Source organism: Vibrio echinoideorum, assembly GCF_024347455.1.
Taxonomy (GTDB): Bacteria; Pseudomonadota; Gammaproteobacteria; order Enterobacterales; family Vibrionaceae; genus Vibrio; species Vibrio echinoideorum.
On sequence record NZ_AP025483.1, the window covers coordinates 3,560,061 to 3,585,065 of the forward strand.

Below are 25,005 nucleotides of genomic sequence, written 5' to 3' on the forward strand. Positions count from 1 at the left end.
ATCAAGGAAACACAGATGAAATCACCCCTATTTATCGCAAGCGTGCTGCTCGCAAACTCAGTATGTATGAGCTCTGCATTCGCCGACCAAGTCGTGGCTCTGCAAGATGGGAAGCAAATACTGCTAAAAGATGACTTTACTTGGCAATATGTTGTGGAGAAACAAACAATAGAAACAACAACCGCAACGCCAGTCGCAACGGTGCCTGTTGTAGCCGTCCCAGTCGCGACTAATGTGCGTGGCACTACGATTGTCGTTGATAGTAAAAAACCAAGCTTACAGCTATCTCAATCTGGAGTAGATGTGGTGCTCGGTGCTAGCCACTATGAAGATGGTGAGCTGATCATCCCAACGGCGATTACCAATCAAGGTACGCAGGCTGTGATCTTAGTGTCTTTGAAGTTAGGTGTGTATTCACCAAGTGGTGAATTATTAGAAGAGAAAACAGTAGCGGTTTGGAAATCGATAAAGCGTATGGCAGATACCTACCTTCGACCAAAAACCGATGCCGAAGGTACGTCGCTCAACCTAGCTGTTGATCAATATCCAGAGTATCAAATCAAAGCTGAAATTGTTGAGGTGCTAGCTCGTTAAACCGGAGTCACGTACAAGTAAATAGCGAAGAAATGGCAAGCGCAGCCCGCCAACACAAACAGGTGCCAGATGGCATGGTTATAAGGGATGCGTTTTGCCACATAGAAAATGACACCCAGCGAGTAAATCACCCCACCGACCGCCAGCAATACCAAACCACCGATATTGATGTTCATCGCCAATTGATAAACCACAATCAAAGATAGCCAACCCATCGCCAAGTAAATGAACAGCGATAAGCGCTTGAATCGGTATACGAAAGCAATCTTCATGATGATGCCCACCAGCGCAATTCCCCAGATCACCGCCATCAAGCCCATCGCTAACGGGGTTCTCAAACCGACTAATAAAAAAGGCGTGTAGCTACCTGCAATAAGTAAATAAATCGCACAATGATCGAGCGTTTTGAGTAAGCGCTTGGTTTTTTCTGTGGTGATCGAGTGGTAAAGCGTGGAAGCAAGAAAGAGAAGGATAATGCTGCTGCCGTATACCGTCATACTGGTAATGGTTAGCATGTCAGCTTGGTAATCAAACGCACGAATCAATAACAGGATCAGGCCCACTACGCCAAGTACGACACCCAAACCATGGGTTATCGCATTAGCGCGCTCTTCGATGTCACTGTATTCGCTGGCTGATGATGCAGACATGAGTATCCTACTAGAGTAAATGTTCGATTAGACTAGTATTGCACATTAAGCTTACACGTGTAAGCTTAAATTTTTATGACAAAATGGCTTCTAAGATGTGCGATAAGCTAACCGTTGTGACTAGGTGAATATATGCGATTCCGCTAAGACGCGCTTTCTAAATACTCAACCACCATCTTACCGGCATCTTCTGGTGAGGTATCAAGCGGGACGCTCAATTGACGCTGTAGCTGACCAATTCCCAGCAAACTCGCCAACATGCCTTTTGCGCCATCGCGATTGCGGTCTATCTCAAACCACAACTTAAGTTCTGTCTCACCACGATGAGCGACAACCTCCAATTCACGCCAACGGCCATGATAAGGGCCAGTAGTCGGCACAAACTCGAACTCTTGTACGAATGGCAGTTCAAAACCATCCACCGCTTCGCATTCAACTTGGCGAATCCGCAGCCCGTGAGCTTCGAGTTCGTTAAAAATACCATCGAGGAGTGCATCAGGGCGAACCGTTAGAATATCCTTATCCGATGGGTCAATCGCCATCGCAATGTCGAGCCCTGTTTCAAGCCACACCTTTGAATCACCAATCGTGACTGGGGTATTCAGCGGTACATCAAATTCACATTCAAAATCGCGGGTTTCTCCCGGCTGAATAACAAAGGCATACGGCAGACTCCATTTTGCCAATGAGTACGTCTGGTGCATTCGGCGTTTATGGCCACCTTCTTGTCTTTGGGAATTCATGGTGACTTCTTTTACATAACGACAGCACAGGTTCAGATCGATGTTATCTATCTCCTGTGGCTGAGAGCCACCATACACATGCACAATAATGCTCGCCTTTTTCCCTGGGTAAAGCACTTCCTGTTGCAATACAGAATCCACCTTGGCAGACCCAATACCAAAACTTGCTAACGTTTTCTTCAAGAACGACATATGCACCTCCTTTAAAACATCATATTAAGCCTGAAAGAGGTTCAAACTCAAATATACTGCTCACACTATTTTAGCTCTAATATCGTCTATTTATCACTCAGGCGTCGATCGATAACTTAGATAGTGATAATCTTAGCCTTGATATGCATGCATATCATTATCCTGATTTATTATTCGGATTGGCGAAAGCCAGACGAGTGACTCTTCAAGAAATTGAGGCGGATCTCATGGTAAATCAGGCCATTAGATTGGCAATGGATATGCCTGACCGTTAGGTAACTTAATGCGCCCAACACCTGTCAGGTTCTCGCACACCAACCGTAGTGCGATGCGTCGTCGTAGTGGCTTTGCAGCCGCTCCAATGGCAAAGAAATTGGCTCCAACAATGACTTTAGTTGAGAAGACTGCTTTATTAGCACCGACTGCAACAAAAGTAATTAAAGCCGCTTAACAAAAAGCGCAGTTTTTACTGCGCTTTTTTTCTTGCTCTCTATCGTCCTGAAATGCGTTTACACATTGGTATTCCCTATCCGATTTGATACCTTAGTCACAAATCATTATAAAATTTGTGGAGAATAAAGTATGAAGTGTCACCGCATTGAAGAACTACTTGAGCTGATGGAGCCTGAGTGGCAGAAAGATCAAGAGCTTAACTTATTACAGTTCATCATTAAGCTATCAAAAGAAGCTGGCTACGAAGGTAAACTTGAAGAACTGACAGACGACGTTCTGATCTATCACCTCAAAATGCGTAACAGTGAAAAAGATGAAATGATCCCAGGCCTTAAAAAAGACCAAGAAGATGATTTCAAAACCGCGATTCTAAAAGCGCGTGGCATCCTTTAACTGCTTAAATGCGTTAAAGCTTAATTGCCTTATAAATAAATTGCTCAATTCTAAAAAGCGACCACTCGGTCGCTTTTTTGTTTCTGTTCGCTATTTTTTCGTCACAACTGTTATGACTTTTGTTGTTAAAGGTTGATAGCGTTAAAGAAATGAGAACAAGATTGTCGCTATAATCGCCATCCATAAGAATCTTCTAAAATAATAAGAGCGAGTGCGATAACAACAAATGCACCAAGCTCAATTTCAATAGGTTCTCTAAACCATACTTTCAAGTAATGTCGTCATGCCCTCTTTAACAGGGCAAACATGCCACAAAAAGGATAGTCCATGAGTCAGGATAAAATCGATATCAAAGATGTGACGCCTAAAACCTTTAACCCGAAAACACATAAAGGTAATGGAGATCGATTTAACCCAAGTAACCGAATCTATGTTCGAGAAAGCAAAGGTAAATTCCAACAATTGCGCCGCTATGGTGGTTGGTTCTTACTTTTACTTTTTGCGCTTATCCCATGGATTCCATTTGGTGAACGACAAGCGATCTTGCTCGATATCGGCAGCCAACAGTTCAACTTCTTTGGCACCACGTTGTACCCGCAAGATCTGACGCTCCTCGCCATCCTATTTATGATTGCTGCGTTCGGCCTGTTTTTTATCACTACCTTTTTAGGCCGTGTTTGGTGTGGCTACTTGTGTCCTCAGACCGTGTGGACCTTTATGTACATCTGGTTCGAAGAGAAGTTAGAAGGTGCTGCCAATAAACGAAGAAAACAAGATTCAAACAAGCTCACCGCCAACCTAGCGATCAGAAAAACACTCAAACACATTGCATGGTGGGCGATTGCCATCGCAACAGGCTTAACGTTTGTGGGCTACTTCATCCCAATCAAAGAATTGGTTGTTGGCTTCTTTACCTTAAACTCGACTTTCTGGCCTGTGTTTTGGGTATTGTTCTTTGCTGGATGTACTTATGCCAATGCCGGATGGATGCGTTCAATTGTTTGTCTGCACATGTGTCCTTACGCTCGCTTCCAGTCAGCTATGTTTGATAAAGACACTTTCATCGTAGGTTATGACACCGAGCGTGGTGAAAGCCGTGGTCCTCGCTCTCGCAAAGCCGATCATAAAGCACTAGGCCTTGGTGACTGTATTGACTGCAACCTATGTGTACAAGTGTGCCCAACGGGTATCGATATCCGTGATGGTCTTCAATACGAATGCATTAACTGTGGTGCCTGTATTGATGCCTGTGATAACACAATGGAACGCATGGGTTATGAGAAAGGACTGATCAATTACACCACTGAACACAGGCTCGATGGTCACACAACCAAGGTAATGCGCCCTAAATTGCTAGGTTATGGCGCTATATTGATCGTCATGTTGGGTTTGTTCTTTGCACAGATAGCGAGTGTTGATCCGGCAGGACTAAGCGTGTTGCGTGACAGAAATCAGCTATTTAGAATCAATAACCAAGGGCTTGTTGAAAATACTTACACCTTAAAGGTGATCAACAAAACTCAGCAAGAACAAGAGTACAAGCTTGATGTCAGCGGGCTGCCTGATTCTATCTGGTACGGTAAACAAACCATTACTGTCGATCCGGGCGAGGTTTTGAACCTGCCTATCAGTTTGGGCGTCGATCCAGAAAAACTCAGCTCACCAGTTTCGACAATTCAGTTTATACTCTCGGATAATGAAGAGTTTACGATGGAAGTCGAAAGCCGCTTTATCAAGAAGCTCTAATACCAACAACCTCAACAGTTGGTATACATACCCAATAAATGGAAAAAGGCTCAGTAATGAGCCTTTTTTATTCTATGACGATACAAGCCTTTAACTTTGATAACTTAACACCTGACTTCATGTGGTACGCACTGGAGAGCATTGGAGTTCGAGCGGAATCAGGCCTGCTCGCCCTCAACAGCTACGAAAACCGGGTATATCAATTTATAGATGAAGACCGTAAACGCTACGTTGTGAAATTTTATCGTCCACAACGTTGGACCACAGAACAGATACAAGAAGAGCACGACTTTACACTTGAGCTGATCGATCAAGAAATTCCAGTCGCACCACCGATACGCATCAATGGTGAAACCTTACATGAATATAAAGGCTATCTGTTTACACTGTTTGAAAGTGTGGGTGGCAGGCAGTACGAGGTGGATAACTTAAACCAATTAGAAGGTGTAGGACGCTTCCTTGGTCGAATTCATAAAGCAAGTGCAGGTAAAACATTCCAGCACCGCCCAACCATTAGCTTAGATGAATACCTCTATCAGCCTCGTAAAATTCTAGAAAGATCCCAATTTATTCCAACACATTTAGAGAATGCTTTCTTTAACGATATCGATTTACTGATCAAAGAGTTAGAACACCAATGGCCGACAGAGGTTGATAATATTCGCCTACATGGCGACTGCCACCCAGGTAATATTTTATGGCGAGACGGACCGATGTTCGTCGATCTCGACGATTCACGTAATGGACCTGCGGTACAAGATCTGTGGATGCTACTTAACGGCGAACGCCAAGATAAGCTGATGCAGTTGGATATTTTGTTGGAAAGTTATCAGGAGTTTTGTGACTTTAATCCATCACAACTGAAACTAATCGAACCACTGCGCGGTCTACGTATGGTGCATTACATGGGATGGTTAGCAAAACGATGGCACGATCCTGCTTTTCCTTTGGCCTTCCCATGGTTTAATGACCCTAAATATTGGGAGCAACAAGTACTTGCTTGTAAAGAGCAAATTGCTACCCTGCAAGAACCACCACTTTCGTTAATGCCTCAGTGGTAACAACAATCGCAACATACAACTAGATAAAAATTCAAACATAATGGAGATTGGATAAATGAAAAAGCTATTCGCATTTTTCTCATTGATCATGTTGAGCCTATCCGCTCACGCTGCGAAATTTAACGAAGGTGAGCACTACAAAGTCCTCGATCTAGAAGCATCAAAGAAACCAATGGTGACAGAGTTTTTCTCTTTTTACTGCCCACACTGTAATAGCTTTGAGCCTATCATCCAGCAGTTAAAACAGCAGCTTCCTAAAGACGCTAAGCTACAGAAGAACCATGTTTCATTCATGGGTGGCAATATGGGCCTGCCAATGAGCAAAGCTTACGCAACCATGATCGCATTAAAAGTTGAAGATAAAATGGTGCCAGTGATGTTTAACCGCATCCACACTATGAACAAGCCACCAAGAGATGAAGCAGAACTGCGTCAAATCTTCTTAGACGAAGGTGTTGATGCTAAGAAATTCGACGCGGCATACAATGGTTTTGCGGTAGATTCGATGGTTCGTCGCTTCGACAAAGCATTCAAAGACAGCGGCTTGTCCGGCGTTCCAGCTGTTGTAGTAAACAACCGCTACCTGATTGACGCTCAAGGTATTAACTCTCTCGATGAATACTTCGAGCTGGTTAACTTCTTGTTAAAGAAGTAAGGTAATGATTAAAGGAAGCTTCGGCTTCCTTTTTTTTCCTAGTTCAAAAATCATCATTGATAAATAATCAGCCATAAAACTCAGAGCTTTACTGATATTAATAACCCGTCCTAAGAACCGGTGGGCAAGGAGCCCTTAAATGAAAATAAAAATCACACTTCTCGCATTAAGCGTTGTTGCTTCGCCAGCCTTTGCCAAACTTGCAGACGAACAAGGTTTCAGTGGTGAAATCTCTATCAATACCGGGGTAACCTCTTCCACCTCAAATTTTAATACCGATGCTGATAGCACCCTCTCGTCAAATAAACAGAAAGCCTCATCTGAAAGCTCATTTCTTGTCGCACCTTTAGGCAGTGTCGCTTACACCTTTGGTGAAAAGCTAAATCACCAGGTGTACACAGGTACTGCTCGTGATGATGTGGCAACCGGTACTGTAGTGCTAGAGGTTGGTTATAAATACCAACTAGAGTCAGGCATGACTATCGACGCGTCACTTCTGCCAACCATTATGTCAGGTGAAACTTGGGCGAATCCATACGCAGAAGGCGTTGCTCGAAGCAAAACCGATGAAACCGGCAATGCCTTTCGTTTAAAATTAAGTAGCATCGCAGGTTCTGCATTCTCGCTAGACATGGCCTACGCGACTAAAGATGTGAAAGATGATCGAGTTGAAGAAGCTCTACAGCGTGATGCCGAAACTTTCTACCTGAAAGGCCAATACCGCGTTCCATTGAGCCGCACCATGATGCTTATCCCATCGATCATTTATCAAACAAGAGATGCCGACGGCAACGCTGAGTCTTACGACCAATTTGGTGGTGAAGTGAGTTTATTTGGTGGCATGGGTCGCCATCAATACGCATTAACCGCAGGCTACAACCAGCGCTCTTACGATGCTAACAATTCGATTTACGACAAAACTCGCAGCGATGACAACATTAACCTTTTCGCCGCGTATGAATATGACCGATTTATGGATTGGGAAAACTGGTCGTTTGTCTCTCTTGCGGGCTACGGCACCAGTGATTCAAACATTACCTTCTACGATGAATCGCAATACATCGTTTCAGTCGGTTTGAACTACAAGTTCTAGTTAGGCTTCACTGCTTGCTCATAGCCATTAGTTCATAACAACGAAAGCCTGCGTAAAAAGCAGGCTTTCTTGTTTGTATACCAATCACAGTAAATAAATGACCCGTTATTTACTACGATTGGCATGACTACACAGCTTGAGCCGAGAGTTGTTTCAGCAAGCGATCCATCGCTCGATAGCCAAGCGCCTCCGATAAGTGCTTCTTTTCAATCTGCTCATTACCCTCTAGGTCTGCAATAGTTCGCGCTACCTTGATGATTCGATGATAAGCACGAATCGATAAGCCTAATCGATGCAGCGCCGTCTCTAGAAACTCCGCATCTTCTCGTCTTAATGGACAATACTTTTCGATTTCTCGGCTACCTAGCAGTGCATTCGACTTATGGTTCCTAGCTAACATCAACTGGCGCGCTTGTTTGACCCTCTCTTTGACCACTTTAGTCGTCTCTCCACGATCGCCGCCTTCGGCTAACATCCCTTTAGGCAATAAAGGGATCTCCAGAGACATATCAAAGCGATCAAGCAATGGCCCCGATAAGCGATTGAGATAACGCAAGATGATCTGCGGGTTGGCTCGGGCTTGATTGCCTTCGTAATATCCTGTTGGGCTTGGGTTAAGCGCACCCACCAATTGAAAGCGCGCCGGAAAACGCGTCTTACCTGCCACGCGTGAAATAATGATCTCGCCCGACTCTAGCGGCTCTCGCAATGAATCGAGCACCTTACGCTCAAATTCTGGCATCTCATCAAGAAACAATAATCCATTATGCGCCAAAGATATCTCACCAGGGCGAGGTATCGAGCCACCACCGACCAATGCTGCCATCGAACTCGAATGGTGTGGGGAACGGAAAGGTCGTTGCTTCCAGTTGTACTGATTGATCTCTTGTTGCGTTAAAGAAGCTACCGAAGCCGTTTCCATCGCTTCTTCATTGCTCATCTCAGGTAATAGATCGCGCAATCGCGAGGCCAGCATCGTCTTGCCAGTCCCGGGAGGGCCAAGGAAAAGCAAGTTATGGTTACCGGCCGCTGCTATCTCTAATGCTCGCTTGCCTTGCTGTTGGCCAATAATATCTTGTAAGTCACGATTATCAGACACATCGACATGATGATGCTCTGTTCGATACAACCCTAGTTGAGCCTGACCACACAGGTCCGCGCAAACCTCCAATAACGTTTGTGCTGATTTATGCGCACCCTTACCCACTAGCGCAGCTTGATCACCGTTATGATGAGGAACTACTAAACACCGCTGCACGTTATCAGCAGCGAGTGTCGCTGGTAATACTCCTTTAACAGAACGTAACTCTCCTGATAACGCTAATTCTCCGATAAATTCATGCTGAGCTATTTTTGATGTCGGTAACTGATCCGACGCCACCAAAATCCCAAGCGCGATTGGCAGATCGAAACGTCCTCCCTCTTTGGGTAAATCAGCTGGGGCTAAGTTGACCGTAATTCTTTTCGATGGAAACTCAAAGCGAGAATTAATAATGGCACTTCTCACTCGATCTTTAGATTCTTTGACCGTCGTTTCAGGTAAACCCACCAACGTAAAACCGGGCATTCCATTGCTGATATGCACCTCTACAGTCACTTCAGGTGCTTCTACACCCACACTAGCTCGGCTATGAATTATCGCGAGTCCCATAACATTCCTTTGTCTTTGATTTAAAAGTATTCACTCTGGATATTCGTTGCTCACCAAAGCAATAAGGTTGTTATATAGCGTGGTGGAATGGTGTTTTAATGTGAAAAAAGAATGACATTTCCCTTGTCATGCAGCAGATTTGTGTGATAACACTAGAGATGTAGACATTTACTTAAGACAATAAACGAGAAAACTCGAATTTTATGATATTTAACGCTCGCATTTACGCACTGATTAACCTGATTATCGTAGTCATTATTGAGACTACGCGGGGGCGAGTGGGAAAAAAGTAACCACGAATTAGAAAAAACCCCCGCACTGAAAAGTCCGGGGGTTTTTTCTAATTTAGCGATTCGATTTTTATAATTTTATTATTTTCGGCCTTGCCGATTTACAGGAAGAATGGGAGCACAAGATGTGCAAAGACAACGGAAACAATGACCAAAATAAAGGTAATACGGAGGGATTACGATGAAAGGCGCAGAACTAGTCGTATCCGCACTCAAGCAACAAGGTATTGAGACCGTATTTGGTTACCCAGGTGGTGCCATCATGCCAATCTACGATGCTCTTTATGACGGCGGTGTTGAACACATCCTTTGTCGCCATGAACAAGGTGCTGCAATGGCTGCCATTGGTATGGCGCGTGCAACACAAGACGTGGCTGTTTGTATGGCAACCTCAGGCCCAGGCGCAACGAACCTAGTAACAGGTCTTGCTGATGCCTTTATGGACTCCATCCCACTCGTCGCTATCACTGGTCAAGTTGCTAGCTCCCACATCGGTACTGATGCATTCCAAGAAATGGATGTAATTGGTATGTCTCTGTCATGTACTAAACACAGCTACCTCGTTACCGACATTGAAGATCTTGCGCCAACATTGGCTGAAGCATTTATCGTTGCGAAAGCAGGACGTCCCGGTCCGGTTATTGTCGATATCGCTAAAGATGTTCAACTAGCAGAATCCCCTGTAAAAATTCTTCCTGAATTTACACCACCAGCACTTCCTGTTGTGACAACGGATGCCATTGAACAAGCTCAGTACTTCTTATCTCAAGCGACTCGCCCTGTTTTATACGTAGGTGGTGGCGTTCAACTGGCGAAAGCAACCGATGCAGTTCGTGAGTTTTTACGCCTTAACCCAATGCCTGCCGTAAGCACACTCAAAGGCTTAGGCACTATTGAACGTGACGACCCACACTACCTTGGCATGCTTGGTATGCACGGCACTAAAGCCGCTAACCTAGTGGTTCAAGAAAGTGACTTATTGATTGTTGTTGGTGCTCGTTTTGATGACCGAGTAACCGGCAAACTCGATACCTTTGCACCGCACGCTAAAGTTATCCATATAGATATCGATGCGGCAGAGTTCAGTAAATTGCGTCTTGCTGATGCGCCAATTCGCGGTGACATCAACAAGATCATGCCTCAGCTAGAATTGAGCCAAGACATCTCTTCTTGGGTTCATCACTCTGAAGGGCTACGCACCTCATTCAAATGGCGCTACGACCACCCAGGCGATCTTATATTTGCTCCATTATTGTTGAAGCAGCTATCAGATATGATGCCTGCAAGCTCTATGGTTTCAACTGACGTTGGCCAGCACCAGATGTGGGCCGCTCAGCACATTCAGCCTCGTGATCCGCAAAACTTCATCACCTCTGCCGGCTTAGGCACCATGGGATTTGGTTTACCTGCTGCGATGGGCGCATCGGTTGGTCGTCCTGATGACCAATCTATTCTTATCTCTGGTGATGGTTCTTTCATGATGAACGTGCAAGAACTTGGCACATTAAAACGTCGCCAAATCCCAGTGAAGATGGTTCTTCTTAATAACTCTCGCTTAGGTATGGTTCGCCAATGGCAATCACTGTTCTTTAATGGTCGCCACAGTGAGACGATTTTGGATGACAACCCTGACTTTGTGATGCTAGCAAAAGCGTTTGATATCCCAGGAAAAACCATCACTCGCAAAGAAGAAGTAGGACCCGCTCTTAAAGAGATGCTTGAGAGTAAAACTGCTTATCTACTTCATGTGCTTATCGATGAAGAAGAAAACGTATGGCCACTAGTACCACCTGGTGCTTCAAACAGTGAAATGTTGGAGAACACATAATATGAAAAGATACCTATTAGACATCAAAGCTGATGATAAGCCTGTACTACTAGAGCGTGTTCTTCGTGTCATCCGTCACCGTGGTTTCATCGTTAAACAAGTAGCCGGAACTCAAAACCAAGAAAGCAAAGTCGCGAGCGTTGAGATCATTGTAGACAGTGATCGTCCGATTTCATTCTTAGTGAATCAAATCGAAAAGCTATGGGATGTGCGTACCGTTGACGTTATCTCTATCAGCCGCAATGAACTACCAAATAACAACCTACAACAAAAGATAAATGCATAAGGAACCGTAAGCATGACAGCTAAAACAGCAGACTATATTTGGTTTAACGGTGAGATGGTTCCTTGGGCAGAGGCGAACGTTCACGTTCTCACTCACGCTATGCACTACGGCACTTCCGTGTTTGAAGGCGTTCGTTGTTATAATACGCCGAAAGGGCCGGTTATCTTCCGCCACCCTGAACACGCAAAACGACTTAAAAATTCAGCGAAAATATACCGCTTCCCTATTCCTTACACTGAGGAAGAAATTATGGAAGCGACTCGCGAAACGCTACGTCAAAATAAGCTAGAGTCAGCCTACATTCGCCCGTTGGGCTTTGTTGGTAACGTTGGCCTTGGTGTTTGCCCTCCAGAAGACACCGAGATGGAACTAATCATCGCCGCGTTCCCTTGGGGATCTTACCTTGGTGAAGAAGCACTAGAAAATGGTGTGGACGCGATGATTTCAAGCTGGAACCGTGCCGCTCCAAACACGATTCCTACCGCCGCAAAAGCTGGTGGTAACTACCTATCTTCATTACTAGTTGGTGGTGAAGCACGCCGTAATGGTTACGACGAAGGTATCGCACTGAGCGTCGATGGCTACCTTTCCGAAGGTGCAGGCGAAAACATCTTTGTAGTGCGTGATGGTATTTTATCAACGCCACCAGCGACCAGTGCAATTCTGCCGGGTATCACTCGTGATTCGATCATGACGCTAGCAAAAGACATGGGTTATGAAATCCGTGAAGAAAACATTGCTCGTGAAGCGCTATATCTTGCAGACGAAGTATTCATGACGGGCACAGCGGCAGAAATCGTTCCGGTTCGCAGTGTAGACAAAATTACAGTAGGTGAAGGCAAACGCGGCCCTATCACTGAAAAAGTTCAAGCGGCTTACTTTGGTTTATTCAATGGAACCACTGAAGATAAGTGGGGCTGGTTAGACTACGTTTACCCAGAAAACCACACATCAACAAACCAAACACCGACAAATAAGTAAGCAACAGCCAAATATTTTATAAGGATTTAAGCAATGCCAATCTATCGTTCAGCAACTACTACTCACGGACGCAACATGGCTGGTGCGCGCGCTTTATGGCGTGCAACTGGCGTTAAAGATGATGACTTCGGTAAGCCAATCATCGCAGTTGTAAACTCTTTCACTCAATTCGTACCAGGCCACGTTCACCTTAAAGATATGGGTCAACTGGTCGCGGGTGAAATCGAGAAAGCAGGCGGTATCGCTAAAGAATTCAACACCATCGCTGTAGATGATGGTATCGCAATGGGTCACGGCGGCATGCTGTACTCACTGCCATCGCGTGAGCTTATCGCAGACTCAGTGGAATACATGGTTAATGCACACTGTGCTGATGCAATGGTTTGTATCTCTAACTGTGACAAAATCACTCCAGGGATGATGATGGCAGCAATGCGCCTGAATATCCCAGTGATCTTCGTATCTGGCGGCCCAATGGAAGCAGGTAAAACCAAGCTTTCTGACCAAATCATCAAGCTTGACCTTGTTGATGCAATGATTCAGGGTGCCGATCCAACAATTTCAGACGAGCAAAGTGAGCAAGTTGAACGTTCTGCATGTCCAACATGTGGTTCATGCTCTGGTATGTTCACTGCCAACTCAATGAACTGCCTAACAGAAGCGCTTGGTCTATCTCAGCCAGGTAACGGTTCTATGCTGGCAACCCACGCAGACCGTGAAGAGCTATTCATCAATGCAGGTAAACGTATCGTCGATCTGACTAAACGTTATTACGAGCAAGATGATGACTCAGCACTGCCTCGCAATATCGCAAATCGTGCAGCCTTTGATAATGCGATGGCGCTTGATATCGCAATGGGTGGCTCAAGCAACACCGTTCTTCACCTTCTAGCTGCCGCTCAAGAAGGCGACATTGCTTTCGATATGGATGACATCGATGCCATGTCTCGCCGCGTTCCACACCTGTGTAAAGTTGCACCTTCAACACCTAAATACCACATGGAAGATGTTCACCGCGCTGGCGGCGTAATGGCTATCCTAGGTGAACTTGACCGTGCAGGCCTTTTGAACAACCAAACTCGCACCGTGCTTGGTCTGAGCATGAAAGAGCAGCTCGCACAGTACGACATCATGCAGACAGAAGACGAAGCTGTGCTTAAGTTCTTCCGCGCTGGTCCTGCTGGTATCCGTACCACCAAAGCTTTCTCACAAGACTGTCGTTGGGACCGCCTTGATGATGACCGCAAAGAAGGTTGTATTCGTACTAAAGAGAACGCATTCAGCCAAGAAGGTGGCCTAGCGGTACTTTCAGGTAACATCGCGGTTGATGGTTGCATCGTTAAGACTGCTGGTGTTGATGAAGATAACCTTAAATTCCAAGGCCCTGCGATCGTATTTGAAAGCCAAGATACGGCAGTAGAAGGCATCTTAGCGGGCAAAGTAAAAGCCGGCGAAGTGGTCGTTATTCGTTACGAAGGTCCTAAAGGTGGCCCGGGTATGCAAGAAATGCTTTACCCAACCACTTACCTAAAATCAATGGGCTTAGGTAAATCTTGTGCGCTGCTAACTGACGGACGTTTCTCTGGTGGTACATCTGGTCTATCCATCGGCCATGCTTCACCTGAAGCAGCAAGTGGCGGCGTCATTGGTCTAGTGAACACAGGTGATATCATCACTATCGATATCCCTAACCGTTCAATCACGCTTGATGTACCTGAAGCCGAGCTAGAAGAACGCCGCGCTAAACAAGATACATTGGGTTGGAAGCCAGAAAACCGTCAGCGTGAAGTGTCATTCGCACTTAAAGCTTACGCAAGCATGGCAACAAGTGCCGACAAAGGCGCGGTACGTGATAAGTCTAAACTTGAGGGCTAATCTATGAGTGATGACACGTCCAGTCCCCAGAAACAAACTGGCGCAGATTACCTGCGTCAGATATTGAGAGCACCGGTTTACGAAGCGGCGATTGTGACTCCCCTGCAAGATATGCCACGTCTAAGTGCTCGTATCGGAAATCAGGTTCAGCTAAAGCGAGAAGACCGTCAGCCGGTACACTCATTCAAGTTGCGTGGTGCCTACAACATGGTATCAAGCCTCTCTGAACAACAGAAAGCTGCTGGTGTGATTGCAGCATCGGCAGGTAACCACGCCCAAGGCATGGCGCTGTCGGGTTCTAAATTGGGTATTCAGACCACGATTGTGATGCCAAAAACCACACCTGATATCAAGGTTGATGCGGTACGTGGGTTTGGCGGCAATGTAGTGCTGCATGGCAACAATTTTGATGAAGCTAAAACAGAGGCAGAACGCCTTGCTGATGAACATGGTTTCACCTTTGTTCCTCCTTTTGATCACCCACTGGTGATTGCTGGGCAAGGTACGATGGGCATGGAGATGCTGCAGCAAAATGGCCACATGGATTATATCTTTGTGCCAGTGGGTGGCGGAGGCTTAGCTGCTGGCGTTGCTGTGTTGGTAAAACAACTAATGCCTGAAATTAAAGTCATCGCGGTTGAACCTGAAGATTCATCTTGCTTGAAAGCGGCACTGGATGCCGGTGAGCCAGTCGTGCTTGATCAGGTCAGTATGTTTGCAGATGGTGTAGCGGTTAAACGTATTGGTGAAGAGACTTTCCGCCTTTGCCAACAGTACATTGATGGCCACATAGCTGTTTCTAGCGATGAGATTTGCTCTGCGGTTAAAGACATCTTTGAAGATACTCGTGCCATTGCTGAACCTTCAGGAGCACTTGCTCTGGCAGGTCTTAAGAAGTTTGCCGAGCAAAACCAACTGCAAGGTAAGCAACTGGCAACGGTACTTTCTGGTGCTAACACCAACTTCCACGGTCTACGTTATGTGTCTGAGCGTTGCGAATTAGGTGAGAAGCGAGAAGGTCTGCTTGCGGTTACGATTCCAGAACGACAAGGTGCATTCTTAGAGTTCTGCAATCTGATTGGTGGACGCGCAGTGACGGAGTTTAACTACCGCCATAACGACGAAAGCCTAGCGAATATATTCGTTGGTGTACGCCTACAAGGCGGCCAAGAAGAACTACAACACATCATCAATGACCTACGTGAAGGTGACTATGCAGTTGTCGATCTCTCTGATGATGAGATGGCAAAACTGCACATTCGTTACATGATTGGCGGAAAACCATCGAAACCATTGAAAGAGCGCTTATACAGCTTTGAGTTCCCTGAATATCCAGGAGCATTGATTAAATTCCTTGATACCTTAGGTACCCACTGGAATATCAGCCTGTTCAACTATCGTAACCACGGCGCTGATTACGGTCGTGTGTTGTGTGGTTTTGAACTCGGTGATGACGATTTGGCTCAGTTTTCTAAACATTTAGAAGAACTTGGCTACCAATGCAAAGATGAAACCGATAACCCTTCCTACAAGTTCTTCTTGTCTTAAGAGTTAAGCTATCGAACCAAAAAGAGCGAGTATTTACTCGCTCTTTTTATGGGTGAAAAAATAAATTCAACCCCAAAGGATCCTCACACAAAGATCACTAAAGTGCTTTACGATGATCCAACCAATCTTGATGAAGCTGTTCACTTGATCCTAGGTATTTGACCATCCATTCGATCAATTTATGGTTATCGTCTTTTCGCCACACCAAACAGCAGTGACTCTGCGGGCTAGGCTCAGGTAATATTTTCTCCACCAGCAAACCTTGCTCAATAATAGGCGCGGCAATGTGTCTTGGCATGTAACCAACCCCTACGCCATTTTTAAGGCATTCAATCGCGCTATACCAATTAGGTAACAACAGCCGTCTTTGATTCGCAAAGTGCCCTGTGTGTCGCTTAGGTAGCACGCTCGAGGTATCATCCAAACATATTGCAGGGTACTGGCTAACAAAAGCTTCATCGAGGTTTTGCTCTCGTACACACGCGTGGCTTGGTGACATCACAAATGCCCAGTCTAGTTGCCCCATGTCTCTAACCTCAAAGTCTCCGCCTACCGGAATTGCTGAAGTTGCGCCAATAACGATATCCGCTCTGCCTTGCGCTATTGCTTCCCAAGAGCCATTAAACACCTCCATGTTGATCTGAAGTTCTGCAAAATCAAACGTTTGATAGAATTCTTCAATCATCGGCTTCATCTTATCGAGCTTAACCACATTATCGAGCGTTAGGCGCAGAGTTTTTTTCCAGCCACGCGCTGCTCGTCGAGTCTGGGCACTGAGTTCCTCCATTTGTCGGAGCAGTAAACGAGCCTCTTCGATAAATAACTCACCCGCAGGGGTCAGCTCAACTTTTCTCGGTAAGCGTCTGAAAAGTAATACATCAAGCTCTTGCTCTACTTGCCTAACACCATAACTGATCGCAGATGGCACTTTATGCAATTGTTCTGCAGCTGCAGTGAAGCTGCCCAAGCGAGCAACAGTATCGAGCATTTCTAAAGAGGATTTAGAGAACATAAGCCTTCAAATTTTTTGATTGATAACCACATATTTTAGCGTTTTATTTTATCAGCTCTAAAAAATAGAATGTCAGCATAAATAAACAGGGACTTTCACCTCTGATTATCAAACAATTTTTTTGATGATAAAAACATCACTACCTTTAGTTTAATGGCATCTTATGAATATTTCTAAATTTCAATTGGTTTACCTTGCAGTACTCTCAATGCTTGGTTTTATTGCGACTGATATGTACCTCCCTGCATTTAAGGCAATGGAAATCGATTTCGCAACCGGTCCAGAGCAGATTGCACTGTCTCTAACCGTATTCCTTGGCGGCATGGCGATGGGTCAGCTTCTTTGGGGGCTAGCGAGTGACAAATATGGTCACCGCAATACGCTAGCACTTGGTCTAGTTATATTTACTGCAGCTTCATTCGGTTTGGCATTCAGCACCGAAGTATGGCACCTACTAACATTGCGCTTTATCCAAGCGATCGGCGTATGTGCTCCTGCGGTAATTTGGCAAGCAATGGTTATTAAGCGTTACTCTCAAAGCAGCAGCCAGCAAATTTTTGCGACCATCATGCCGTTGGTCGCGTTGTCACCAGCACTAGCACCTCAACTGGGTGTGTTACTGGCAGATAGCTTCGGTTGGCATAGTATCTTCATCACGTTAACGTTGATGGGAGCACTGTTGATCGCAACAACAATGGCTCAACCAAAAGAAGCACCAGAAGTAAAACAGACGTCGATCAAAACAGACATCAAAGCGCTTCTTAAATCAAAACCTTACATGGGTAATGTTTTGATGTTTGCATCGGCATCAGCTGCGTTCTTCGCTTACTTAACAGGTATGCCAGAGATCATGGCTCAGCTAGGTTATGAAGCAAAAGACATCGGCCTTAGCTTTATCCCACAAACAATCGCATTCATGGCGGGTGGTTACTTCGGTAAGCAAGCGGTGAAGAAATACGGTGATGGCCCAGTATTACGTAACCTTATTGGCTTGTTCAGCGTTGCTGCGATGCTTATTTTCATTGCATCACAATGGGAGTTGACGTCTATCTGGCCTTTACTAGCGCCTTTCTGTTTGATTGCTGTAGCGAATGGTGCACTTTACCCAATCGTCGTTAACCGTGCCTTATCAAGCGCAAGACAAAGCCCAGCAACAGCCGCTGGCTTGCAAAACAGCCTGCAAATCAGTATCAGTGGCCTAGCAAGTGCATTAGTGGCAGCAATGGCGAGCCAAGCGCTAAGCGCTACTGGTATTGCGGTGGTTATTTGTTTGGGCGCATTGTGGGTTGGCTACATCATTTCAAACAAAGAACTGTCTGAACACTTCGCTACACCGGATAACTCTCGTGTAGTGGCAGATGAGAAACAAGACTAACTTTTAGTTTCTAGTTTCTAGTTTCACGAAAACAAAAAAAGAGCGAGATTACTCGCTCTTTTTTGCATCTAGGATAATTTAGAAAAAGTCAGTAGCAGTGCTATTGGCTCTATCGCAATCATCTGATTTATAGTGAGGCTATTTTTTCTTAACCGGACGCTGCCAATTCGCAATCTTGCGTTCTTTAGCGCGGCTAATAACAAGTTCGTTTTCAGAAACATCACGAGTTACTGTAGAACCCGCACCAACAGTGGCACCGTTTCCAATCGTTACTGGAGCGATTAACTGGCTATCTGAACCGACAAATACGTCATCGCCAATAATGGTCTTAAACTTGTTAGCACCATCATAGTTACAAGTGATAGCACCAGCGCCAACGTTTACACGCTGACCAATTTCTGCATCGCCAAGGTAAGTCAGGTGGTTGGCTTTTGAACCTTCACCTAGACGCGTATTCTTCACTTCTACGAAGTTACCCACGTGCGAATTATTACGCATGTCGGCACCTGGACGTAAGCGAGTGAATGGACCAACCGTACAGTCTTCACCAATTGTCGCACCTTCGATTACGCTGTATGGGCGCACGATAGTGTTGTCATCAATCTCACAGTCTTTCAATACACAACCAGTGCCGATAACCACGTTATCACCAATGCTTACGCTGCCTTCGATGATAACGTTAGTATCAATCTCAACATCCATACCACATTGAAGCTCACCACGTAGGTCAAAGCGACTAGGATCGCGAAGCATTACGCCTTGCTTCAATAGTTTGTCTGCTTGTTCCGCTTGGTAAGCGCGCTCTAAACGAGCCAGTTGAGAACGATCGTTAACGCCTTCAACTTCAATTGGGTTTACAGGGTGAACCGCTTCAACCGCACGGCCTTCATCGTGAGCCGCTGCAATAACGTCTGTCAGGTAGTACTCACCTTGTGCGTTGTCATTGCTTAAGCCTGATAGCCAACGCTTAAGGTCACCACCCGTTGCAACCATAACGCCAGTATTAATCTCTTTGATAAGCTTCTGCTCATCGGATGCATCTTTCTGCTCAACAATAGCCACTACAGGACCGTTGCGACGAATGATACGACCGTAACCCATAGGGTTATCTAGAACGACAGTAAGTAATGCAATACCACCGTTTGGTTGAGCGTCTAATAGGTTTTCAATGGTTTCTGGCGAGATTAGCGGAACATCACCGTATAGCACGAGTACTTTTTCATCATCAGCGAAATGTGCTGATGCCTGATCGACCGCGTGGCCAGTACCTAACTGTTCAGCTTGCAGTGCCCAGTTAACCGTCTCGCTCGCTAGCGTAGACTTCATCTGCTCACCACCATGACCGTAGACCAAGTGGATGTTTTGAGCACCAAGACCATTACATGTATCGATAACATGTTTAACCATCGGCTTACCCGCAAGAGTATGCAGAACCTTTGGTGTGTTTGAATACATGCGTGTGCCTTTGCCCGCTGCGAGAATTACCGCGCTAAACTTCATTGTAAACCTATCCAACATTATTTTTATTAAGCCGATATTGTAACCGTTTTTAGCCAAAAAATTAAATATCAATGGCAACTAAACCATTACTGATACGTAAAACTGAACATTTCCGAGATTCCAGAAAAGCAAAAAGGCGACCCTAAGGTCGCCTTTATTACAGAACCAATAATCTTATAAAAGATTAACGGCGCTGTTTTGTCAGTTCGATAACTCGTAACTGAGCAATGGCTTTAGCCAGTTCACCGGCCGCTTGTGCGAAGTCTATGTCGCCATGCTGATTTTGGATATTCTCCACAGCCTTGCGCTTAGCTTCTTCTGCCTTTGCTGCGTCTAGTTCTTCACCACGGATAGCCGTATCAGCCAGTACAGTCGCTGTACCAGGTTGAACTTCTACCATGCCACCAGAAACATAAATAATTTCTTCGTGACCGTGCTGCTTAACAATACGCACCATACCAGGCTTGATAGCGGTCAGCAGTGGAGTATGACCATGGAAAATACCAAGTTCACCTTCACTACCGGTCACCTGAAACGTCTCAACAAGACCAGAGAAAATTTGTTTCTCTGCACTTACAACGTCTAGGTGAAAGGTTATTGCTGCCATATCGCCTCCTAGTTAGCCTTATAGCTTCTTAGCATTCTCAATAGCTTCGTCAATTGCACCACAGTACATGAACGCTTGCTCTGGAATGTCATCGTATTCACCAGATAGTAGACCTTGGAAGCCACGTAGAGTCTCTTTAAGAGGTACGTAAACGCCTGGGTCACCTGTAAATACTTCCGCTACGTGGTAAGGCTGAGTTAGGAACTTCTCAATCTTACGAGCACGAGATACGACTTGCTTATCTGTTTCAGATAGCTCATCCATACCTAGGATAGCAATGATATCTTTCAGCTCTTTATAGCGCTGAAGAGTAGACTGAACGCCACGAGCGATGTCGTAGTGCTCTTGTCCAACTACCAATGGATCCAGTTGACGTGAAGTAGAATCTAGCGGGTCGATCGCTGGGTATAGACCCATAGATGCGATATTACGGTTAAGTACTACCGTTGCATCTAAGTGAGCGAACGTTGTTGCTGGAGACGGGTCAGTCAAGTCATCCGCAGGTACATATACCGCCTGTACAGACGTGATAGAACCAGCTTTAGTTGACGTGATACGCTCTTGTAGAACACCCATTTCTTCAGCTAGTGTAGGTTGGTAACCTACCGCAGAAGGCATACGACCTAGAAGTGCTGATACTTCAGTACCTGCTAGTGTGTAACGGTAGATGTTATCAACAAACAGTAGAACGTCACGACCTTCGTCACGGAAACGTTCTGCCATTGTTAGACCAGTCAGTGCAACACGTAGACGGTTACCTGGTGGCTCGTTCATCTGACCGTAAACCATCGCTACTTTTGATTCTTCAGGATTTTCGATGTTTACAACACCAGCTTCCTGCATTTCAAAGTAGAAATCGTTACCTTCACGAGTACGCTCACCTACACCTGCAAATACAGATAGGCCTGAGTGTTGAAGTGCGATGTTGTTGATAAGTTCCATCATGTTAACGGTCTTACCTACACCAGCACCACCGAATAGACCGATTTTACCACCCTTAGCGAATGGACAAATCAAGTCGATTACTTTAACACCAGTTTCTAGAAGAGAAGTCTCGTTAGACTGCTCTTCGTAGCTTGGAGCTTCGCGGTGAATTGCGTAATGCTCTTCAGCACCGATTTCACCACACTCATCAATTGCGTCACCTAGGACGTTCATGATACGACCAAGTGTCTTAGTACCTACTGGTACCGAGATTGGAGCGCCAGTATTTTCAACTGTCAAACCACGACGTAAACCATCAGAGCTACCCATTACGATTGCGCGTACTACGCCACCGCCAAGTTGTTGCTGAACTTCAAGAACTAGACGTTCTGTCACTTCATTAACATTCAGAGCATCGTATACACGAGGTACTTCGCCCTGTGGGAACTCTACGTCGACTACCGCACCAATGATCTGTACGATCTTACCTGTAGCCATCGTTAATCCTCTAACTATTTAGTTTTACCTAAGCTTAAACCGCAGCTGCGCCTGAAACGATCTCAGAAAGTTCTTGTGTAATCGCCGATTGACGGGCTTTGTTATACACAAGTTCTAAGTCATCAATAATGTCACCAGCGTTATCTGTTGCTGATTTCATTGCAATCATTCGAGCCGCTTGCTCACAAGCAAGATTCTCGACCACACCTTGATACACTTGAGATTCGACGTATCGAACTAATAGTGCATCTAGTAGTGGTTTTGGCTCGGGCTCATAAATGTAGTCCCAAGAATGACTGCGTTTCATTTCTTCGCTATCTGATTTAGGCAAAGGAAGTAATTGATCGATCGTTGGTTCTTGAACCATAGTGTTTTCAAATCTGTTAAACACTACGAACAGGCGATCCAATTCACCTTCATCATATTTCTTCAGCATAACGCTTACAGAGCCAATCAAATCTTCAAGGCTTGGGCGATCACCCAGACCAGAAACTTGAGCTGCTACTTTTGCGCCGCTGTTATTGAAAAATGCTGTTGCTTTAGTACCTACAATTGCAAGTTCTACATCAGCACCTTTCTCAGACCAATCTTTCATGTCATTCATAGCTTTCTTGAACAAGTTAATGTTCAAACCACCACAAAGACCACGGTCTGTAGAAACGATGATGTAACCAACACGTTTGGCTTCACGTTCCTCAAGATAAGGATGCTTATACTCGAGGCTACCATTAGCCAAATGACCGATCACTTTACGCATTGTTTCTGCATATGGACGAGTAGCTTCCATTGCGTCTTGAGATCGACGCATTTTCGAAGCTGCTACCATTTCCATTGCTTTCGTAATCTTCTGTGTGCTTTTAACACTACCGATTTTATTACGTATCTCTTTTGCGCCGGCCATCGTTACTCTCCGTTAATGGTATGAGGTGGCCCTAAGACCACCTACCAATTACCAGGTCTGGGTTGCCTTGAAATCGTCAACAAGCTTCTTCAGCTCAGCTTCGATTTCTTTGTTGAAAGCACCCGTTGCGTCGATCTGTGTTGCTAGATCAGCGTATTGACCACGAGCAAACGACAGTAAAGCAGCTTCAAAATCTAGAACTTTAGAAAGTTCTACGTCTTGAAGGTATCCACGCTCTGCAGCGAAGATTACTAGAGCTTGGTCAAATACAGACATAGGAGCATATTGTTTCTGCTTCATCAGTTCTGTAACTTTTTGACCGTGGTCTAGTTGCTTTTTGGTCGCTTCATCAAGATCCGATGAGAACTGTGCAAATGCTGCAAGTTCACGGTATTGAGCTAGAGCGGTACGGATACCACCTGATAGCTTCTTGATGATTTTAGTCTGCGCCGAACCACCTACACGAGAAACTGAGATACCTGGGTCAACAGCTGGACGTACGCCCGCGTTGAATAGCTCAGTTTGTAGGAAGATCTGACCATCAGTAATCGAGATTACGTTCGTTGGTACGAATGCAGATACGTCACCAGCTTGCGTTTCGATGATAGGAAGAGCGGTTAAAGAACCAGTCTTGCCTGTCACTTCTCCGTTAGTGAACTTTTCTACGTATGCTTCGCTTACACGAGCAGCACGCTCTAGTAGACGAGAGTGAAGGTAGAAAACATCACCAGGGAACGCTTCACGGCCAGGTGGACGCTTAAGTAGTAGTGAAATTTGACGGTAAGCTACCGCTTGCTTAGATAGATCATCATAAACAATCAATGCGTCTTCGCCGCGGTCACGGAAGTATTCACCCATCGCACAACCAGCATACGGTGCAAGATATTGCAGCGCTGCAGATTCAGAAGCCGATGCAACAACAACAACAGTGTTAGCCAGTGCGCCGTGCTCTTCTAATTTGCGAACTACGTTAGCAATAGTCGACGCTTTTTGGCCGATAGCTACGTAGATAGAGAAAATACCAGAGTCTTTCTGGTTAATAATCGCATCGATCGCCATTGCTGTTTTACCAGTCTGACGGTCACCGATTACTAGTTCACGTTGACCACGACCGATAGGGATCATTGAGTCAACTGACTTGTAACCAGTTTGAACAGGTTGATCTACCGATTTACGCTCGATTACACCTGGTGCGATAATTTCTACAGGCGAAGTTAATTTCGCTTCGATAGGACCTTTGCCATCAATTGGCTCACCTAGCGTGTTTACAACACGGCCAAGCATTTCAGGACCTACTGGTACTTCAAGAATACGACCAGTACCTGTAACTTTCATGCCTTCCTGTAGGTCAGCATACGGGCCCATTACAACAGCACCAACCGAATCACGGTTCAAGTTTAGTGCTAGCGCGTAACGGCCACCCGGTAGTTCGATCATTTCACCTTGCATCACGTCCGCTAGGCCGTGAATGCTAAGGATGCCATCGCTTACAGAAACGATAGTACCTTCATTGCGAGCTTCACTAACAACGTCGAAAGATTCAATACGTTGTTTAATTAGATCGCTAATTTCAGTGGAATTAAGTTGCATGCTCCAATCCCCATTAAGACTGCAATGCATCGCTCAGGCGGTCTAAACGACTGCGCGCTGAGTTATCGATGACTAGGTCTCCGGCTCGAATAATAACTCCACTAAGTAGAGTCTCATCTATACTGCAATTCAGCTGAACTTTGCGCGCTAGGCGCAGTTCCAATTTGCTGATGATGCTTGTACGTTGTTCTTCAGAAAGCTCAACGGCTGAAGTTACTTCAACGTCGATTTCTTTCTCATGCTCTTGTTTAAGCAATAAGAACTGTTTACAAACATCAGGAAAGGCCATTAAACGACCATTCTCTGCCATCACTTTAATTAAGTTTTGGCCGAATTCATCAAATTGTTCGCCACAAATTACAATGAATACTTCAGCTAACTTTTCAGCAGTCATAGAACTGCTTAATAAATTATGAACATCATCATTTTGTGCCACTTCGGCAGCAAAAGTAAGCATTTGACCCCATTGGTCTAGCTCACCTTTATCTACCGCAAAGTCAAACGCTGCTTTAGCATAGGGGCGTGCGATTGTAGTCAAATCAGACATATACAGCCCCTT

23 protein-coding genes are annotated in these 25,005 nt (G+C 45.3%); 13 read left to right on the forward strand and 10 right to left on the reverse strand.

The window, feature by feature from the left end:
• Positions 1-15 precede the first annotated feature (15 nt).
• Entirely contained in the window at positions 16-594 is a 579-nt protein-coding gene (locus tag OCV36_RS16155) for a DUF3157 family protein (RefSeq protein WP_135458792.1), read from the forward strand.
• On the opposite strand, the gene trhA is transcribed toward OCV36_RS16155, so the two are convergent.
• A complete protein-coding gene (gene trhA, locus OCV36_RS16160; RefSeq protein WP_017073851.1) occupies positions 591-1,244 on the reverse strand; it encodes a PAQR family membrane homeostasis protein TrhA in 654 nt (217 codons plus the stop codon). The two genes, OCV36_RS16155 and trhA, sit on opposite strands and share 4 nt — an antisense overlap.
• Positions 1,245-1,387: 143 nt before the next feature.
• On the reverse strand, positions 1,388-2,179 hold the full coding sequence (locus tag OCV36_RS16165) for a sporulation protein (RefSeq protein WP_029224899.1): 792 nt from the start codon (positions 2,177-2,179) through the stop codon (positions 1,388-1,390).
• Positions 2,180-2,462: 283 nt separating this feature from the next.
• On the opposite strand from OCV36_RS16165, the gene OCV36_RS16170 reads away from it, so the two are divergent.
• The 6 genes from OCV36_RS16170 to OCV36_RS16195 all read left to right on the forward strand — a co-directional run bounded on the left by OCV36_RS16170 (position 2,463) and on the right by OCV36_RS16195 (position 7,580).
• Positions 2,463-2,630 carry a hypothetical protein gene (locus tag OCV36_RS16170; protein WP_017073849.1) on the forward strand — a complete coding sequence of 56 codons (168 nt, stop codon included), beginning with the start codon at positions 2,463-2,465 and terminating at the stop codon, positions 2,628-2,630.
• Between the two features lie 131 nt (positions 2,631-2,761).
• Positions 2,762-3,025: a YihD family protein gene (locus tag OCV36_RS16175; protein WP_017073848.1), complete on the forward strand. Its 264-nt coding sequence runs from the start codon at positions 2,762-2,764 to the stop codon at positions 3,023-3,025.
• A gap of 327 nt (positions 3,026-3,352) precedes the next feature.
• The gene (gene ccoG / locus OCV36_RS16180) at positions 3,353-4,771 is read left to right on the forward strand and encodes a cytochrome c oxidase accessory protein CcoG (RefSeq protein WP_017073846.1); all 1,419 of its coding nucleotides are present in this window, start codon (positions 3,353-3,355) and stop codon (positions 4,769-4,771) included.
• 74 nt (positions 4,772-4,845) lie between these two features.
• Positions 4,846-5,832, forward strand: a complete 987-nt coding sequence (locus OCV36_RS16185; protein WP_135458824.1) for a serine/threonine protein kinase — start codon at positions 4,846-4,848, stop codon at positions 5,830-5,832.
• A 55-nt stretch (positions 5,833-5,887) separates the two neighbouring features.
• Complete coding sequence (locus OCV36_RS16190) at positions 5,888-6,487, forward strand: thiol:disulfide interchange protein DsbA/DsbL (RefSeq protein ID WP_004735755.1); 600 nt, start codon at positions 5,888-5,890, stop codon at positions 6,485-6,487.
• A gap of 139 nt (positions 6,488-6,626) precedes the next feature.
• Complete coding sequence (locus tag OCV36_RS16195; RefSeq protein ID WP_135458794.1) at positions 6,627-7,580, forward strand: DUF2860 domain-containing protein; 954 nt, start codon at positions 6,627-6,629, stop codon at positions 7,578-7,580.
• A gap of 127 nt (positions 7,581-7,707) precedes the next feature.
• On the opposite strand, the gene OCV36_RS16200 is transcribed toward OCV36_RS16195, so the two are convergent.
• The gene (locus OCV36_RS16200) at positions 7,708-9,231 is read right to left on the reverse strand and encodes a YifB family Mg chelatase-like AAA ATPase (protein WP_135458795.1); all 1,524 of its coding nucleotides are present in this window, start codon (positions 9,229-9,231) and stop codon (positions 7,708-7,710) included.
• Between the two features lie 471 nt (positions 9,232-9,702).
• Between OCV36_RS16200 and ilvG the strand changes: the two genes are divergently transcribed.
• Genes ilvG through ilvA form a run of 5 tightly spaced genes read left to right on the forward strand, consistent with a single transcriptional unit; the run spans position 9,703 to position 16,039 of the window.
• On the forward strand, positions 9,703-11,349 hold the full coding sequence (gene ilvG / locus OCV36_RS16205; RefSeq protein ID WP_135458797.1) for an acetolactate synthase 2 catalytic subunit: 1,647 nt from the start codon (positions 9,703-9,705) through the stop codon (positions 11,347-11,349).
• Position 11,350: 1 nt separating this feature from the next.
• Entirely contained in the window at positions 11,351-11,635 is a 285-nt protein-coding gene (gene ilvM, locus OCV36_RS16210; protein WP_017073841.1) for an acetolactate synthase 2 small subunit, read from the forward strand.
• A 12-nt stretch (positions 11,636-11,647) separates the two neighbouring features.
• Positions 11,648-12,616 (forward strand): branched-chain amino acid transaminase, encoded by a 969-nt coding sequence (locus tag OCV36_RS16215; protein WP_102554511.1) that lies wholly within the window; start codon positions 11,648-11,650, stop codon positions 12,614-12,616.
• Positions 12,617-12,649: 33 nt separating this feature from the next.
• On the forward strand, positions 12,650-14,491 hold the full coding sequence (gene ilvD, locus OCV36_RS16220) for a dihydroxy-acid dehydratase (RefSeq protein ID WP_017073839.1): 1,842 nt from the start codon (positions 12,650-12,652) through the stop codon (positions 14,489-14,491).
• Positions 14,492-14,494: 3 nt separating this feature from the next.
• The gene (ilvA, locus tag OCV36_RS16225) at positions 14,495-16,039 is read left to right on the forward strand and encodes a threonine ammonia-lyase, biosynthetic (RefSeq protein ID WP_135458800.1); all 1,545 of its coding nucleotides are present in this window, start codon (positions 14,495-14,497) and stop codon (positions 16,037-16,039) included.
• A gap of 97 nt (positions 16,040-16,136) precedes the next feature.
• Here ilvA and punR read toward each other — a convergent pair whose 3' ends face one another.
• Positions 16,137-17,051 carry a DNA-binding transcriptional activator PunR gene (gene punR / locus OCV36_RS16230; RefSeq protein ID WP_017073837.1) on the reverse strand — a complete coding sequence of 305 codons (915 nt, stop codon included), beginning with the start codon at positions 17,049-17,051 and terminating at the stop codon, positions 16,137-16,139.
• 163 nt (positions 17,052-17,214) lie between these two features.
• Here punR and punC point away from each other — a divergent pair, with 163 nt between their 5' ends.
• Positions 17,215-18,426 (forward strand): purine nucleoside transporter PunC, encoded by a 1,212-nt coding sequence (punC, locus tag OCV36_RS16235; protein WP_102554513.1) that lies wholly within the window; start codon positions 17,215-17,217, stop codon positions 18,424-18,426.
• A gap of 138 nt (positions 18,427-18,564) precedes the next feature.
• On the opposite strand, the gene glmU is transcribed toward punC, so the two are convergent.
• The 6 genes from glmU to atpH form a co-directional block, all read right to left on the reverse strand.
• Entirely contained in the window at positions 18,565-19,926 is a 1,362-nt protein-coding gene (glmU, locus tag OCV36_RS16240) for a bifunctional UDP-N-acetylglucosamine diphosphorylase/glucosamine-1-phosphate N-acetyltransferase GlmU (RefSeq protein ID WP_102554514.1), read from the reverse strand.
• 184 nt (positions 19,927-20,110) lie between these two features.
• Positions 20,111-20,533 (reverse strand): F0F1 ATP synthase subunit epsilon, encoded by a 423-nt coding sequence (locus OCV36_RS16245; RefSeq protein WP_004735742.1) that lies wholly within the window; start codon positions 20,531-20,533, stop codon positions 20,111-20,113.
• Between the two features lie 18 nt (positions 20,534-20,551).
• Complete coding sequence (atpD, locus tag OCV36_RS16250) at positions 20,552-21,955, reverse strand: F0F1 ATP synthase subunit beta (RefSeq protein ID WP_017073834.1); 1,404 nt, start codon at positions 21,953-21,955, stop codon at positions 20,552-20,554.
• Positions 21,956-21,989: 34 nt separating this feature from the next.
• A complete protein-coding gene (atpG, locus tag OCV36_RS16255) occupies positions 21,990-22,856 on the reverse strand; it encodes a F0F1 ATP synthase subunit gamma (RefSeq protein ID WP_017073833.1) in 867 nt (288 codons plus the stop codon).
• A 48-nt stretch (positions 22,857-22,904) separates the two neighbouring features.
• On the reverse strand, positions 22,905-24,446 hold the full coding sequence (gene atpA / locus OCV36_RS16260; RefSeq protein ID WP_029224897.1) for a F0F1 ATP synthase subunit alpha: 1,542 nt from the start codon (positions 24,444-24,446) through the stop codon (positions 22,905-22,907).
• 13 nt (positions 24,447-24,459) lie between these two features.
• Positions 24,460-24,993, reverse strand: coding sequence for a F0F1 ATP synthase subunit delta (atpH, locus tag OCV36_RS16265; protein WP_017073831.1), 534 nt, complete (start codon positions 24,991-24,993; stop codon positions 24,460-24,462).
• Positions 24,994-25,005 lie beyond the last annotated feature (12 nt).